A 15927-nucleotide genomic window follows, 5' to 3' on the forward strand; every position below is an offset into this window, starting at 1 on the left:
AGCCCTTAGATGACGCCTTGCGCGAGCATGGCGTCGGCTACTTTGACGAAACCTGCGATATTGGCTCCGTCGACGTAGCTGACCTTGCCGTCAGCATGGGTGCCGTGGCGTACACATGCTTCGTGGATACTGCACATGATCTTGTGCAGACGGTCATCCACCTCTTCCTGGGTCCACGACAGCCGCATGGCGTTCTGGCTCATTTCCAGACCGGAAGTAGCCACGCCGCCGGCATTGCTGGCTTTGCCCGGGGCGTAGAGTACGCCTTGCTGTTCGAAGAATTTGGCAGCTTCGGCTGTCGAAGGCATGTTGGCGCCTTCGGCAACGCAGATGACAGCATTCTTGACCAGGGTCTTGGCGTCTTCCAGGTTCAGCTCGTTCTGCGTGGCGCAGGGCAGGGCAATGTCTACCGGCACGTGCCATGGGGTGGCACCGGCGATGAATTGTGCGCCGACGCGGCTGGCGTAATCGCTGACGCGGCCGTATTTCTCGTTCTTGATTTCCATCAGGATGGCGAGTTTTTCCGGCGTAAAACCGGCATCATCGACGATGCAACCGGACGAATCCGACACCGTGACGACCTTGGCGCCCAGGGACATGGCTTTTTCTACCGCGTACTGGGCGACATTGCCGGCACCGGAGACGCTGACGCGCATGCCGTCAAAGCTCTTGTTCTTGAGCTTGAGCATTTCCTGCGCAAAATAGACGGTGCCATAGCCGGTGGCTTCCGGACGGATGAGCGAGCCGCCGAAGCTGATGCCCTTGCCGGTAAATACGCAGTCGGAGCGGTTGGACAGCTTCTTCATCATGCCGGCCATGAACCCGACCTCACGTCCGCCGACGCCGATGTCGCCTGCCGGTACGTCAGTATCACTGCCGATATGGCGGAATAGCTCGCTGACGAATGCCTGGCAGAAACGCATGACCTCGCCGGGGCTGCGACCCTTCGGATCGAAATCCGACCCGCCCTTGCCGCCGCCCATGGGCAACGTGGTCAGCGCGTTCTTGAAGGTCTGCTCGAAAGCAAGGAATTTGAGGATGGAGAGATTGACCGAAGGATGGAAGCGGATCCCGCCCTTGTAGGGGCCGATGGCAGAGGAGTGCTGGATACGGTAGCCACGATTGACCTGGACTTGCCCGCGATCGTCGAGCCAGGAAACCCGGAACATGATGACGCGCTCCGGTTCGACCAGGCGGTCGAGCAGAGCGTGATCGGTGTAGCGCGGGTTCTTCTCAAGGAACGGCCAGAGGCTTTCAATCACCTCGGTGACGGCCTGCTCGAACTCGGGTTGTCCTCGGTTTCGTGTGCTAACTTGGTTGAGAAAATCTTGTAATGAGGTATAGCGCACGATAGGTTTCTCCCGAGGAAAAATGTCAGCGCTGCGGTGGCAGCACCGACGGACTGGTCGTGGGGTGGACGACCTCCACGACGACTAAACGGCGGCTTGCGCCACCAGGAAATTCCCAGTCGATTTCGTCGCCGACGGCAAGACCGATCAGCGCAGCACCGACTGGGGCAAACACCGACACCTTGCCCTGTGCAGGATTGGCGTCGGATGGATACACGATTTCAACTTCGCGACGATTGCCTGTGCCCTTCTCTGCATACGCCACGCGCGAGCCCATGCTGACCACGTTGGCCGGCACGGCATCATCGGCCACGATGCTGGCGCGCTCGAGTTCGCTCGCCAGATCTTCTGGTGGGCGCAGGTGCATCAGACAGAGATAGTCTGTCTTGCCGATGGTGAGGGAGTTGTTGGTTGGATTGTTCACAGAGCAGTTACGTAGCGGTGGAAAGGATCTGGTGTCCTTCGAAAATTGTCAAACCCGCCTATTCTACAGCGAGATACTTTTCCGTCAAGAAAATCCCCGGAAAATCTGGCTGGCGGCCCTATTCCTGTTGATCTTGGCTGGCTCGGCCTGTGCTGTGTGTTGAACTGGGGCGCAGGCGGGGGGCATGCCGCAAGGCAGCTCTTGCGCGTGCCGAATGGCTGAAGCTGTTGCCCGGAAGCGCCAGGGTTGCAGTACTCAGGCGCGTTGATTGAGCAGTGCTTTCAAACCGTCAACGTTCAGGATGCGCACGTGTTTCTGCTGTACGGCAATGTGGCCTTCTTCCTGGAACCGTGAGAAGGCGCGCGACACCGTTTCCAGCTTGAGGCCGAGGTAACTGCCGATTTCTTCGCGGGTCATGCGCAGGTAGAACTCGGTGTGGGAGAACCCGCGCGCGGTGAATCGCTGTGACAGATTGAGCAGGAAAGCCGCCAGGCGCTCTTCGGCACGCATGGTACCAAGCAGCATCATGACGCCATGGTCGCGCACGATTTCCCGGCTCATCACCTTGTGAAAATGTCGCTGCAAGGTGTGAATTTCGCGCGACAGGCTTTCCAGGCGGGCAAAGGGAATGGCGCAGATTTCGCTATCTTCGAGGGCGATGGCGTTGCAGGTGTGATGTTCGGTGCTGATGCCGTCCAGGCCCAGCAATTCGCCACCCATCTGGAAGCCGGTGACCTGTTCGCGGCCATCTTCGAGCAGTACGTCGGTTTTGAAGAAGCCGCTGCGGATGGCGTAGATGGCGTCAAAGCTGTCGCCAACCCGGTACAGGTAGTCACCGCGCTTGATGCGGCGGCGCGTCGAGATCAGATCGTCCAGCCGCTCCAGTTCTTCCAGGCTGAGCCCGAAGGGCAGGCACAATTCGCGCAAGTTGCAGGTGGAACAAACCGTCTTGATGACGGTCAGTGACAGATCCTGGTTCAACGGTTGCGTGTTGGGCATGTACAACCTGCATTGGGACAAGCTGCTTCGGCTTGATCCACGTCAACCGGGAATATAATCCGCGCCCACATAATCAAACCAGTCACCTCTTTGATCCCAAATGAATTTTTCAACTGAAAATCTTGTCTTCGATCCGCAACTGATCCGCCGCTTTGACGTCAATGGCCCGCGCTACACGTCTTACCCGACGGCCGACCGTTTTGTCGAAGCTTTTGATGCCAAGGCTGCCGAGCTGTGGTTGGGCAAGCGTAACATTGGCGGGATCAGCCGACCGCTTTCATTATACTTCCACATCCCCTTCTGTAACACCATCTGCTATTACTGCGCTTGTAACAAGATCATTACCAAGGATCACGGGCGTAGCGCGAAGTACCTCAAATACCTGGGCAAGGAGCTTGCTTTGCAAAGTGCCGCCCTGGAGGGAGAGGGGGGTAAGCATGAAGTGATCCAGTTGCATTGGGGTGGGGGGACGCCGACCTTCCTGGCGCATGATGAAATGCGCCAGCTGATGGCGGAGACGCGCAAGCACTTCAAGATGCTCGATGGTGGGGAGTATTCGATCGAGGTCGATCCGCGCAAGGTTGATACGGCGACGGTGGCCTTGCTGGGAGAGCTGGGTTTCAACCGCATGAGCGTCGGCGTGCAGGATTTTGACGAGCGGGTGCAGATCGCCGTGAATCGTGTACAGAGCGAGGAAGAAACGGCGAACGTGATTCGCGCGGCGCGCGCCAGTGGCTTCAAATCGGTGTCGGTGGATCTTATCTACGGCTTGCCGCACCAGACCGTGGCCGGTTTTGACCGGACCCTGGAACGGGTGCTGGCAATGGACCCCGATCGTCTGTCGATCTACAACTATGCCCACTTGCCGGGCTTGTTCAAGCCACAGCGGCGGATTGCTGACGCCGATCTGCCAACACCGGAGGAGCGCCTGCAGATTCTGGCGCTGGCGATCAAGAAACTGACCGATGCGGGTTATGTCTTCATCGGCATGGATCATTTTGCCAAACCGGATGATGAGCTGGCGGTGGCTCAGCGACAGGGACGTCTGCACCGTAATTTCCAGGGCTACTCGACCTATGCCGACTGCGACATGCTGTCCTTCGGCATTTCGTCGATCAGTAAGGTTGGCCCGACCTACTACCAGAACGTCAAAACGCTGGACGAATACTACGACCGGTTGGATGCGCCCATGCTGCCGGTGCATCGTGGCATTGAGCTCAATGCCGACGATATCCTGCGCCGCTCCATCATTCAGGCCTTGATGTGCCATTTCGAGTTGTCGATTGAGAGCATCGAAAGTGCCCATCTGATCGATTTCCATAAGTATTTCGCTGGTGAACTGGAAGAGTTGCGCGAGATGGAGCGTGGCGGTCTGCTCAAGATCGAGAAGGACTGGATTACGGTCCTGCCGCCCGGGCGCATGCTGGTGCGTGTCATTTCGATGGCATTTGACCGCTATCTGCGTGCCGACCGCCAGCGTACACGCTATTCCAAGGTGATTTGAGCCGGTTGTCCGGATTATCCTGTTCGGCGTGATGATCGCAGTCCGTGGCGCTGGATGCCGAACTTTTTTCGGTTATGGCTGCACACAGCCGAGGTGCAGCCGTTCCGGTGACTCGGGTGATACCCCTCATGTGAGAAGCGGATCGACCCCCGTGATGTTTGTGGCGAATACATGCTGAGCACCAGTTTTTTTGCCCTCTTTCTCGTTGGCCTGCTTGGCGGCACGCATTGTGTCGGTATGTGCGGTGGCATTGTCGGTGCCTTGTCCATGGGGGGCGGGCGCTGGTCCTTGCATCTGGCCTACAACACGGGGCGGATTCTTTCTTATGGACTGGCTGGTGCGCTGGCTGGCGCGCTGGGCGCGGCCAGCCTGGGTCTGGCAGGGCAGACCACAGCGCGTCTTGTGTTGTACGTCTTCGCCAACCTGATGCTGGTGGCGCTGGGGTTATACCTGCTGGGTGTGACCGGGGCGCTGGCGCTGACGGAAAAGGCCGGGCAGAAATTATGGCGCCGCATCCAGCCGCTGACGCGCCGTTTCCTGCCCGCGCGCACGGTGGCGCAGGCTTTGCCGCTTGGGCTGTTATGGGGATGGTTGCCCTGTGGTCTGGTCTATGGCGCCCTGGCGAGCGCGTTGTCCGCAGGCTCAGCCTGGCATGGCGCCGGGTTGATGCTGGCCTTTGGTCTGGGAACCTTGCCCAATTTGCTGCTGGCGGGGGTGGTGCTGGGGCGCTTCAATCATTTCGTCAGAAATGTCTGGGTGCGCCGTATTTCCGGGATTTTAGTGCTGGGTTTCGGGGTCTATGGGCTCTTCGGGGTACGCCATCTATTGCAAGGAGGCTGAATTGCCGGACCAGGAATTTGTGAGTGAAGGCGCGGAAAGTGTCGTTGAGTTTGCCATCGGTGGCATGACGTGCGCGGCGTGTTCGACACGCCTGGAGAAAGTGCTCAATCGACAGCCGGGAATGCAGGCCAATGTCAATCTGGCGGCTGAACGGGCACGGGTGCGCCTGCAGGGGGCGGCAGTTGAAGCGGTGATTGCCGCAGTGGCAAAAGCTGGCTTCACTGCCGTGCCGGTCGATGCGGGAACGCGTGAGCGGGAAAAAATCGCCAAACAGCAGGCCTACCGGCAGGAGTTACGGCATTTCTGGGTGGCGCTGGCGCTGACCTTGCCCCTGGTTGGGCAGATGGTTTTCATGTTTGGCGAGGGGGGGCACGACAATGAGTTGCCGCGCTGGCTGCAGCTCGCGCTGGCGACGCCGGTGCAGTTCTGGATCGGTGCGCGCTTTTACGACGGCGCCTGGAAATCACTGCGAGGCGGTGGGGCGAACATGGATGTCCTGGTGGCCCTGGGAACCAGCATGGCGTGGATTTTCTCCACCGTGGTGACCGTGTTCGGTCTGCACGAGCAACATGTCTATTTCGAGGGGGCGGCGGCGGTGATCACCCTCGTCCTGCTCGGAAAATTGCTGGAAGCACGGGCCAAGGCACGTACCTCGGCGGCCATTGAATCCCTGATTCGGCTGCGTCCGAAGGTGGCGCGCATCGAGCGTGCGGGCCACTGGGTCGATGTGCCGGTCGATGCGTTGATGCCGGGCGACGTGTTTCTGGTGCGCCCGGGCGAAAGTGTGCCGGTCGATGGGGTGGTCGAGGAGGGTGACTCCAGTGTGGATGAAGCCATGCTGACGGGCGAGAGCATGCCGGTCGGCAAACGTACCGGCGACCAGGTCTTTGCGGCGACCAGCAATGGCTCTGGCAGCCTGCGTTGTCGGGCGACAGGCGTGGGTGAGGCGACCTTGCTCGCCGGCATCATCCGCATGGTGGGCGAGGCGCAAGGCTCGAAGGCGCCGGTACAGCGGCTGGCTGATCGAATTTCCAGCATTTTCGTGCCCGCAGTGTGTGCTATCGCCCTGCTGACTTTTCTGTTGTGGTGGTGGCTGGGGGGCGATTTCGCCGCAGCCTTGGTCAATTCTGTGGCCGTGTTGGTCATCGCCTGTCCGTGTGCGCTTGGGCTGGCGACGCCGACGGCGATCATGGTGGGCACGGGGCAGGGTGCGCAGGCTGGCATCCTGGTGCGCAATGCCGAAGCGCTTGAACGCGCGGAAAAAATCACTGTCCTGGCGCTGGATAAGACGGGGACTTTGACCCAAGGTCGACCGCGCCTGACCGATCTGTTCGCTCTGGTCGGTGACGAGCGGCAGGCACTACGACTGGCGGTGGCTCTGGAACAGCACTCCGAGCATCCGCTGGCGCGTGCCGTGCTGGCAGCCTGGCAGGAGCAGGCGGGCGCGGCGGCAACAGGACACGAGTTGCCGGCTGTCAGTCAGTTCAACGCCATCACTGGTCAGGGTGTGGAAGCGTGGGTTGATGACCAGCAGTTTCGCCTGGGAGCGCCAGACTGGCTTGGTCAGGCCGAGGCCCCCCAGGTGCTGGCGTTGCAGGGCCAAGGCAAGACGGTGATCGTGCTGGCCCGGATCGAGGCGGCCGGTGTTGTCGTTCCGCTGGCTTATCTGGCAGTGGCCGATACCCTGCGTGCCAGTTCCCGGGCCGCGGTACAGCGGCTGCAGCAGCGGGGCATCAAGGTGGTCATGCTGACGGGCGATAACGCGGCAACGGCCGCAGTGATTGCCAGGGAAGCGGGTATTGAGGATTTTCGCACCGGTATTCTGCCCGCCGGCAAGGCAGCAGCAATCAATGCGCTCAAGACGGCGGGCAGTGTGGTGGCGATGGTGGGTGACGGTATCAACGATGCGCCGGCACTGGCTGCCGCCGATGTCAGTTTTGCCATTGGCGCTGGTTCGGACGCGGCGATCGAGGCGGCCGACCTGACCCTGATCCGTAGTGACCTGATGGGCGTTGCCGATGCCATTTCCCTGTCGGCAGCGACGCTGGGGAAAATTCGGCAGAACCTCTTCTTTGCCTTCATCTACAATGTGGTTGGTATTCCGCTGGCTGCCCTTGGCTACCTTAATCCGGTATTTGCCGGAGCAGCGATGGCACTGAGTTCGGTGTCGGTGGTCACGAGTTCGCTCATGCTGCGGCGCTGGCGGCCGGGACAATGAATGCGCAAGGAGTAGATGATGCAAACGACGGAAATCAGGATTGAGGGCATGAGTTGCGAAGGCTGCGTCAAAAATATCAGCAGCGTCCTGGCGGCTTTGCCGGGGGTGTGTGCTGCCGAGGTGTCGCTGGAGAAGGCGAGTGCGGATGTTGAGTTCGATCCGGCACAGATTGATCGCGCTGCGTTGTGCGCCGCGATCGAAGATGCTGGCTTCGACGCCAGCTGAATTTATTCCAGGGACGCAGCAGCCCATGTGCGGCACCACGTCCGGTACTGAGCACTGCGTGTTGTCCGTCTCTTTCCCCGGCGGCGTAGAGGAGCGTGCGCTGTTGCTGCGCGTGCTACGTTGTTTTTCCGCTACGGTCAGTGCCGAGGAGTGCAGTAGTGAAGGTGGTTCCGGGTCCCTGCACGAGGGGGCGGCCCTGAAGGTCTGCTGTACGCGGGAAGGCCTGGCGGAAATACTGGCCGTGCTGTTGCAGGCCGGCTGTGTGGATTTCAAAAAAATCGCGTAATTGCCGCGTGGATGCTGCGGGGTGATGTGTTACTGCTGCGGCGTTTGTAATGTGGTGTTAGTGACCGGGTACCGGTCAGGCTGCGTGGCGTGCAACTTTCCCTGGTTTGGCCGACATGCCGTGTGCTTCTTTCAGGCAATTGTGGGCGCATGAGGCACAACGGGCGCAGTCGCGCGTGACGCCCAGATCGCGACGCAGATCTTTCAGGCTACGTGCGCCGCTCTGGGCGGCTTCCCGGATTTGTCGGTCGGTGACGGCATGGCATACGCAAACGTACATGGTCGACTCATTTTGAAGAAATGCGAACTGTTCGCATTATTCTTCAAAATGAGAATTGCTGTCAATACTGTCGGACCAGGTTGAGGGTGATTACAGTAGCTGGAAAGCAAAAATGGCGACCAACGTGGGGGGTAGGGCGGAAACCAGCAGGCCCAGCGGGTTTACAGCGCCGTCATTGAAATGCCGGCGCAGGATGGAGAAACCTGCCGGGTTGGGGGCATTGGCAATGACGGTGAGGCCGCCGCCAGTGACTGCGCCCGCCACGAGCGCATATTTGAACTCGTCGGAGAGGCCCTCGACCAGAGAACCGAGATAGGTCAGGGCCGCATTGTCGGTAATGGCGGTGAGCGCCGTGGCACCAAAATAGACTGTGGTGGCATCCATGTCTTGCAGCAGCGGTTGCAGCCACCAGGCCTGCTGCCCCCCCAAGACCACCAGTCCGGCGAGGAAGAAGGCAACCAGCAAGCCTTCCCGCAGGATCAGGCGCTCCTGGAAACCCGGGTAAGCCGAGGCAATGCCCATGAAGAACAGGAAGGCACCGACGAAGATCGGGGGGTGATGAGCAAATACCACCACAATCAGCAGCAGCAAAAGGTGCAGGCCGGTCACCAGTAACGGAATTCTGTCTGCGCTTTCCACCTCACCCTCGGGTAAGGTGCGCAACTCGTTCTGGAACAGCAGGGTGACGATGGTGGCGTTGATGACCGTGGCGGTGGCCGCTTTCCAGCCGAAATGGCTGAGCATGAACCAGCTGTCCCATTGCCAGGTGCTGGCGACCATCAGCACTGGCGGCGCGGCAAAATTGGTCAGCGTGCCGCCGATCGAGATGTTGACGAACAACGTACCGAGTGTGCCGTACATCAGCTTGCGCGACAGGTTGTGCTGATAAAAACGGTCGCGCAGCAGCAGCGCAGCCAGCGTCATGGCGGCGGGTTCGGTGATCAACGACCCCACCAGCGGCACTACGGCCATGATGGTGAAGTAGGTCGATACGGCGCCGGGAAGCGGTGCGTAACGGGCAATCATGTCGATCACGGTGGTGCTGATGCGCAGCACCGGCTTGCTGGCGGCAATGACCATGATGACGAAGACGAATAGCGGTTCGGTGTAGTTGCGGCTGTCGAGGTAGTCCACCGCGAAATCGCGCCCCTCCAGCAGCATCATGGCGATGATCAGTACGGTGGCCCAGATGCCGAACACGACTTCCACCTCGCCCAGCAGGTGCCACAAACCGGAATGGGCAGGCTTGCGATGCGCCAGTTGCTCGAAATATTTGGTGGAGAAAGTGTGGATGATGGCAATCGCAAAAAGCGCTGCACCCACCATCTGGATTGTGTTTGGGGACATGATGAAGCCGTGTGCTGCAGGAAAACGCGCAATTTTACGCGATTTTTCCGGTGTGGCTGGCGGCGCTGCCGGCCCTTATTGCCGTACGGGGTGTTTGGACAGCTTGCGCTGCAGGGTGCGGCGGTGCATCTTGAGGGCACGGGCGGTGGCTGAAATGTTGCCTTCGTTCTCGGTGAGCACACGCTGGATATGCTCCCATTCTAGTCGGTCGACCGACAAAGGTTCGTCGGGCGGCGTCACGGTTTCATTTGGCTGCGTATTGGTGAACGCAGCCAGAATGGCATCGAGGTCGACCGGTTTCGTGAAGTACTGGGTGGCGCCGCGCTTGATGGCTTCGACTGCGGTGGCGATGCTGCCGTAACCGGTCAGGATGACGATGCGGCAGTGTGTATTGGCAGCAAGCAATTGTGGAATCAGGTTGAGGCCGGAATTGCCCGCCAGATTGAGATCGAGGATGACGCGCTGCGGGCGGATTTCAGTAATCAGCTGTTCCGCGGCATCGATGGTTTCGGCGCCCAGCGCATGCAGGCCACGACGATTCAGGGTGCGCACCAGGATGGCGTTGAAGGTGGGGTCATCATCAATGACGAGAATGGGAGTACTCATCGGGGTCAGCAGGCAGACAGACGGGGAAGGTCGATGCGGGCTGCAGCGCCGCCGCCGTCCCGCTGTGAGAGGTGCAATTCACCACCGAGCTGGTTGATGGCGGAGCAGGTCAGCAAGAGCCCGATGCCACAGCCGCTGGCGTGCGCGGGCAGGGCGTGACGGCCGCAAAGATCAAGCACTTCCGGAGGAAAACCGGGGCCACGGTCGAGGACTTCGATGCTGATCCGGCTGGCATCCCAACTCAGGCGGATTTCAATCGGCGTGTCGCTGGCCTGGGCGGCATTATTGAGCAGGTTCAGCAGCGCCTGTTCCAGGCGCGGGTCGGCAGCCAGTTCCGGCGCGTTGCCCAGACTGATGATGTTCAGCTGGCTCGTGGTTTGTGGGCACAGGCTGTGCCAGTGCTGGCGCAACTGATCGAGCCAGCGGTCCGCTGCCTGCCGCTCGATGTTTTCCAGGCGCTCGGCGCCCGCGCGGCGCGACAGATTGCTGATGATGTTCTTGCACAGCCCGATTTGCTGCCGCAGCAGCGTGGCATCCGCACGGGTCTCGGTGGGCAGGCGCTGATCTTGCTCAAGTTCGCCGACGACCAGCGCCATGGTGGCGAGTGGTGTGCCGAGTTCATGGGCTGCACCGGCGGCCAGTGTGCCGATGGCGGTGACGCGCTCATCGCGCAGCGCCTGTTCGCGGGTGGCCGCCAGCTCTGCATCGCGCATGCGGATACGCTGGCTCATCCGCAGCACGATCCAGCCGATCAGGCCGGCCGAGACGACAAAGGTCAGCCACATACCGATCAGATGCAGTTGCGTGGCGCGTGCGACATCGGCAATCGGCAGGGGCAGGTAAAACAGCATCAGCAGCGAATAAGCGGCGATGGCAGCGATGCCGATCAGGGCGACCTGCATTCCGGGGAGCGCCAGGGCAGCGAAAGCAATTGGTGGTAAAAGTAGGGAAATCAATGGGTTGGTGGCGCCACCGCTAAGGTAGAGCACGGCGCTCAAGGTGGCGAGATCGAACAGCAGTTGGCTGCAGAGTTCAGCGGCGCTGCTGCCGCGATCTGTCCCGTCTTGCCGACGGCTGGCCAGAGAGCTGACCAGGGTCAGACTGGCGGCTAGAAAGAGGACGCTCAGCAGATAGATCTGTGGTAGCTCGATGGCGAGCAGCGTAGGCGTGATCAGGACACACACGGCCAGACAGGCGAGCGTGATCAGACGCGCCAAGCGTAAGCGGCCAAGATGGAGCGAGTATTCCTGTGGAGAAGGCGTGACGAACTGCATGCGCGGATTATCGGTGATTTGTTGCATAACAACAGCTGTTGAATGGGCTGTCAGGTGCGACAGATTGTCGCGGGCGGGTGCCGCTTGGTGCTTATAATTAGGCACGTTTTTCCTGAGTGTCATCTGCCGTGTCCTTCCAATTGCGACTCAACCTGAAGCTTGCGCTGGCTTACGCTCTGGTCGGCGTTCTGATGTTGCAGTTTGCAATTCCTCCCGGTTATGTCACGCCGCTCTTTCCCAGTGCCGGGATTGCCTTGTTTGGCGTGTGGCGGTACGGCTTGCACAGTCTGCCGGGGATCTTTGCCGGGGCCACGGTGGTGCACGCAGCGGCAATGTTGCGTAGCGATTCGGAGCAACTGGTCTGGGCGTTTATCCTGATTGCGGCAGCGGGGGCGGTGGTACAGGCGGTCGCCGGCTATTACCTGATCAGAAAAATTCTCGGGCAGCATAACCCGCTGCGTGATCAGAAAAGCGTGTTGCGCTTTGTGTTCCTGGTCGCGCCGATTGCCGGTTTGTTCAGCCCCATGCTGGGGGTGGGGCTACTGCTGCTGCAGGGCATTGTGCCCGCGCAGACACTTGTGTTTACCGCCATCAACTGGTGGACCGGCGATTTTATTGGCATATTGATTGCCACGCCGCTGCTGCTGGTTTTTTTGGGTCGTCCGGCCGAAGCCTGGCGCAAGCGCCGTTTGAGCGTTGCCTTGCCGCTCGGGTTTGCCCTGCTGATATTGATGCTGGTTTTTTATGTCGCGCGCGGTTGGGAGCATGATCGACTGCAGCGTAACCTCGAGCGCGATGCCCAGCAGATCAGCCATTTGCTGAGCAAGCGACTGGATACGCAGCTCGATCTGATGCTTGCCCTGGAGCGTCTGGCCAGTGTGCATCCCCGGCTCACGCAGCAGGTGTGGCGGACATTTGCCTTGCCTTTGCTGGAGCGGCATCCCGGGACACAGAATTTCGGTTGGAGTCCATTGGTGCAGGATTCGGCGCGGGCAAGTTTCGAGGCACAGGCGGCGGCTGAATCAGGGCGGGCATTCAGGATTCTGGGGCGCGACGAGGTGGGGCGGATCACTTACACGCTGGCGCAGCGTCCGGAGTATTTGCCCATCCTCTATGTCGAGCCGCGGGAAAACAATCTGAGCGTAGTTGGCCTGGATATTCTGGTGCACTCCGGGACCGGGCAGGCAGCCAGACGTAGCCAGAGCGAGCGGCGGGCGATTGCCACGGCGCCTTTCAATTTGGTGCAGGATGCCGGGGCGCAGCGCAGTATTGCGGTTTATCAAGCGGTGTTCAAGGATGATCAGGTGCGGCCGCTGGGGGTGATCTCCGGTGTGTTTCGCATGGGCGATGCCATCAATGCAGTACTCGATGGGCGTTTGCCGTCGGGGTTGTTGCTCTGTCTCAGTGATCAGGGCGACTCGATGCCGCAGCGTCTCTATGGTCCGGCGGACTGCGCTAGCCCGGGCTGGCAGGCGAAAGCCCTGCGCTGGCAGGAAGAGCTTGACTTTGCGGGTCGACAATCGCGCTTGCAAATTGTGGCGACCCCGAGCTATCTGTTTTCCCTGCGCGATTGGGGCGGCTGGTTGATTCTCTGGGTGGCCGCTTTCTGTACCAGTTTGCTGGTGGTGTTCGTGTTGTTGATGAGTGCGCGTGCGCTCCGGGTGGAGCACCTGGTCGACGCCCGTACCCGCCAGCTGGCGGCGGCGGGCCGGCGGATGGCCTTGCAGCAGGAAGAGTTGAATCAGGCGCAGCGGATTTCCCTGATGGGGAGTTGGGAAATGCCTCCAGGCGGGCAAATGTGTCACTGCTCGCAGGGGTTGTGTGAGTTGATGCACTTGGGGCCTCCCTCCGTGTTGCCGTTTTCTTCCCTGCTTGAGCGGCTTGCAGAGGAAGACCGTACGGCGCTGGAATGCGCGCGCGCAGAACTGTTGCAGGCACCCGGGTTGTTGACACTCGACGCTCGCCTGGACTATGGCGGGGTGGCATCCACCGTATTGCATTTCCGGCTGGAAAGTACGTTGGCCGACGATGGTGAAACCTTGCGTTTGCGTGGTACGGCGCAGGATGTGACGGCGGCGCGGGCGGCCGAAGAGCACATTGCCTTTCTCGCACATTACGATGTGCTTACCGGGCTACCCAATCGCGCCCAGTGGAATGAGCGCATCCAGCGTGAGCTGCGCAAGGCTTCGCGTGGCCAAGGTAAGTTGGCGGTGTTGTTCCTCGACCTCGACCACTTCAAGAGCATCAATGACACTTTGGGGCATCAGGTTGGCGACCATCTGCTTGCCACTGTGGCGCGGCTTTTACGCGAGGGCTTGCGTGAATCCGACTTCTTCGCCCGCCTGGGAGGAGACGAGTTTGTCGTTCTGCTGGTCGATCTTGAACGTACTGAAGATGCCGCAATCGTCGCCCGCAAGTTGATTGAACTGCTACGGGCGCCGCTCATGATCGATGGTCACGAGTTGATGGTGTCCACCAGCGTCGGTATTGCCATTTATCCCGAGGATGGCCGCGATGCCAGTGCCTTGCTCAAGCACGCCGATACCGCGATGTACAGCGCCAAGAGCCAGGGGCGCAACACGTACTGCTATTTCCGGGCCGATATGGACGTGCTGGCGCTGGAACATCTGATGCTGCGCAATGCCTTGCACCGGGCGCTGGAACGGGAGGAGTTACGTCTGCATTATCAGCCGCAGATTGCCGCAGCGGATGGTCGGGTCCTGGGTTGCGAGGCGCTGGTCCGCTGGCAGCACCCCGAATTGGGATTGCTGCCTCCTGTCCAGTTCATTCCCCTGGCCGAGGAAAATGGTCTGATCGTGCCGTTGGGGAACTGGGTGTTGCGCACCGCCTGCCAGCAGTTGGCCTGCTGGCAGGAAAGAGGGTGGGAGCTGACGATTGCCGTGAATATTTCCGCCCTGCAGTTTGCTCAGCCTGATTTTGTCGAGCAGGTGGCACAGGCACTGCGCGAGAGTGGCGCCCAGGCGCATGCACTGGAACTGGAACTGACCGAAAGTGCGCTCATGCAGCCCAACGACGCATTACTGACCCGCATGCGGGCGCTCGGGGAAATGGGCATCTTGCTGGCGTTGGATGACTTCGGCACGGGTTACTCCAGCTTGTCGTATCTGAAACGTCTGCCGATCCGCCGCCTGAAGCTGGATCGTGCCTTCGTGCAGGAACTGCCGCATAACACCGAAGATGCAGCCATTGCCACCGCCACCCTGTCGATGGCGCGGGAACTAGGGATGGACGTTGTAGCAGAAGGTGTTGAAACGGTAGAGCAGAAGGGTTTCCTGGCCGAGCGTGGGTGCCAGGTGATGCAGGGCTATTTGTACAGCACGCCTTTGCCGGTGGACGATTTTGAGCGTTGGTTGCTCAGCCGGCAGGAGTAGTTCGGCTGCAGCAGGCGGGGGTTACTCAGTAAAAAAGCGTGCCGCCCGGTCCGGACGACACGCTTTTTATTATCTGCCTGACGGAGAATCAGCGGAAACCGTTGCGATCAAAGATCATCTGCGCCTTGGCCTGGTACATCGCCAGGCTGTTCACCGGCAGGGTGTCGGCCTTGAACTTGCCGAGACGGTTGAGCGCCGGATTGTCGATCTTCACCGAGGTGACAACCGGCCATTCATTGTTGCCGTCGGCAAAGTAGCGCTGGGCAGAATCGGAGGCCAGGTATTCCAGGAATTTCTGCGCCGCTGCCTTGTTCGGGGCGTGTTTCAGAATGCCACCGCCGGAGACATTGACGTGGGTGCCGGTGGTTTTCTGGTTCGGCCAGATGATGCCGATCTGGGCCACGGTTTCCTGGTCGGCCGGCTTGTCCGAGCGCATCAGGCGGGCGACGTAATAGCTGTTGGAAATGGTGACGCCGCATTCACCGGCCGCCACGGCGCGGATCTGGTCGGTGTCGCCACCTTTCGGGGTGCGGGCGAAGTTGGCGACCATGCCGCGTGCCATCGCTTCCGCTTTGGCCTCGCCCTCATGGGCAATGACCGAGGCGAGCAGGGACAGGTTGTAGGGGTGGGAACCTGAACGTGAGCAGAATTGCCCCTTCAGCTTCGGGTCGGCCAGATCGGCGTAGTTCTGCACATCGGCAGGCTGGATGCGCGTCTTGTTATAGACGATGACGCGGGCGCGCAACGAGAACGCTGCCCATTCGTCAGTGCGCAGGTGGGTCGGAATGCGTTTTTCCAGTACGGCTGACTTGAGCGGTGCAAACAGGCCCATGTTGCGCGCCTTGGCCAGGCGCGAGGCATCCACCGTCAGCAGCACGTCGGCCGGGCTGTTGGCGCCTTCGTTGCGGATGCGCTCAAGCAACTCGTCTTCCTTGGCCTCGATGCGCTTGATCCGGATGCCGGTCTGCTTGGTGAAATCGGCATAGAGCGCTTCATCGGTCTGGTAATGGCGAGCGGAATAGATGTTGAGCACGTTTTCTTCGGCGCCTGCCGGGGTTAGCGTGGCGGCCAGGGTGGTCAGTGCGAGTGCAGCGGTTGAGGCAAATTTCATGAGGTGGCTACTCCGGGGATCGTGTGAGGGAAATGGGAAAGGGGTTCTGGGTAGAAGGGCTGTGGCATTCAGG

At 60.4% G+C, this 15927-nt stretch carries 14 protein-coding genes; 6 read left to right on the plus strand and 8 right to left on the minus strand.

The window, feature by feature from the left end; translation table 11 throughout:
- Positions 1–5: 5 nt before the first annotated feature.
- The 3 genes from gdhA to fnr form a co-directional block, all read right to left on the minus strand.
- Positions 6–1349, minus strand: coding sequence for an NADP-specific glutamate dehydrogenase (gene gdhA, locus JYJ39_RS04260; protein ID WP_205202321.1), 1344 nt, complete (start codon positions 1347–1349; stop codon positions 6–8).
- A gap of 25 nt (positions 1350–1374) precedes the next feature.
- Positions 1375–1773 carry a nucleoside diphosphate kinase regulator gene (gene rnk / locus JYJ39_RS04265; RefSeq protein WP_240189537.1) on the minus strand — a complete coding sequence of 133 codons (399 nt, stop codon included), beginning with the start codon at positions 1771–1773 and terminating at the stop codon, positions 1375–1377.
- A 255-nt stretch (positions 1774–2028) separates the two neighbouring features.
- The gene (gene fnr / locus JYJ39_RS04270; RefSeq protein WP_205202323.1) at positions 2029–2772 is read right to left on the minus strand and encodes a fumarate/nitrate reduction transcriptional regulator Fnr; all 744 of its coding nucleotides are present in this window, start codon (positions 2770–2772) and stop codon (positions 2029–2031) included.
- A 100-nt stretch (positions 2773–2872) separates the two neighbouring features.
- Here fnr and hemN point away from each other — a divergent pair, with 100 nt between their 5' ends.
- The 5 genes from hemN to JYJ39_RS04295 all read left to right on the plus strand — a co-directional run bounded on the left by hemN (position 2873) and on the right by JYJ39_RS04295 (position 7845).
- Positions 2873–4276, plus strand: a complete 1404-nt coding sequence (hemN, locus tag JYJ39_RS04275) for an oxygen-independent coproporphyrinogen III oxidase (protein WP_205202325.1) — start codon at positions 2873–2875, stop codon at positions 4274–4276.
- 171 nt (positions 4277–4447) lie between these two features.
- Positions 4448–5116, plus strand: coding sequence for a sulfite exporter TauE/SafE family protein (locus tag JYJ39_RS04280; RefSeq protein WP_205202327.1), 669 nt, complete (start codon positions 4448–4450; stop codon positions 5114–5116).
- A 1-nt stretch (position 5117) separates the two neighbouring features.
- On the plus strand, positions 5118–7334 hold the full coding sequence (locus JYJ39_RS04285; RefSeq protein ID WP_275887958.1) for a heavy metal translocating P-type ATPase: 2217 nt from the start codon (positions 5118–5120) through the stop codon (positions 7332–7334).
- An 18-nt stretch (positions 7335–7352) separates the two neighbouring features.
- Positions 7353–7559, plus strand: coding sequence for a heavy-metal-associated domain-containing protein (locus JYJ39_RS04290; RefSeq protein WP_205202495.1), 207 nt, complete (start codon positions 7353–7355; stop codon positions 7557–7559).
- 25 nt (positions 7560–7584) lie between these two features.
- A complete protein-coding gene (locus tag JYJ39_RS04295) occupies positions 7585–7845 on the plus strand; it encodes a hypothetical protein (RefSeq protein WP_205202331.1) in 261 nt (86 codons plus the stop codon).
- Positions 7846–7920: 75 nt separating this feature from the next.
- On the opposite strand, the gene JYJ39_RS04300 is transcribed toward JYJ39_RS04295, so the two are convergent.
- The 4 genes from JYJ39_RS04300 to JYJ39_RS04315 form a co-directional block, all read right to left on the minus strand.
- The gene (locus tag JYJ39_RS04300) at positions 7921–8124 is read right to left on the minus strand and encodes a (2Fe-2S)-binding protein (RefSeq protein WP_205202333.1); all 204 of its coding nucleotides are present in this window, start codon (positions 8122–8124) and stop codon (positions 7921–7923) included.
- A gap of 90 nt (positions 8125–8214) precedes the next feature.
- Positions 8215–9471, minus strand: coding sequence for a putative Na+/H+ antiporter (locus JYJ39_RS04305; RefSeq protein WP_205202335.1), 1257 nt, complete (start codon positions 9469–9471; stop codon positions 8215–8217).
- A 75-nt stretch (positions 9472–9546) separates the two neighbouring features.
- Positions 9547–10077 (minus strand): response regulator transcription factor, encoded by a 531-nt coding sequence (locus JYJ39_RS04310; protein ID WP_205202337.1) that lies wholly within the window; start codon positions 10075–10077, stop codon positions 9547–9549.
- Between the two features lie 5 nt (positions 10078–10082).
- Positions 10083–11378, minus strand: coding sequence for an ATP-binding protein (locus JYJ39_RS04315; protein WP_205202339.1), 1296 nt, complete (start codon positions 11376–11378; stop codon positions 10083–10085).
- Positions 11379–11479: 101 nt separating this feature from the next.
- Between JYJ39_RS04315 and JYJ39_RS04320 the strand changes: the two genes are divergently transcribed.
- Positions 11480–14743: an EAL domain-containing protein gene (locus tag JYJ39_RS04320; RefSeq protein WP_205202341.1), complete on the plus strand. Its 3264-nt coding sequence runs from the start codon at positions 11480–11482 to the stop codon at positions 14741–14743.
- Between the two features lie 88 nt (positions 14744–14831).
- Here JYJ39_RS04320 and JYJ39_RS04325 read toward each other — a convergent pair whose 3' ends face one another.
- Positions 14832–15854, minus strand: a complete 1023-nt coding sequence (locus tag JYJ39_RS04325; protein ID WP_205202343.1) for a Fe(3+) ABC transporter substrate-binding protein — start codon at positions 15852–15854, stop codon at positions 14832–14834.
- Positions 15855–15927: the final 73 nt, after the last annotated feature.

Origin of the sequence: Azonexus hydrophilus (assembly GCF_905120355.1) — a bacterium.
GTDB lineage: Bacteria > Pseudomonadota > Gammaproteobacteria > Burkholderiales > Rhodocyclaceae > Azonexus.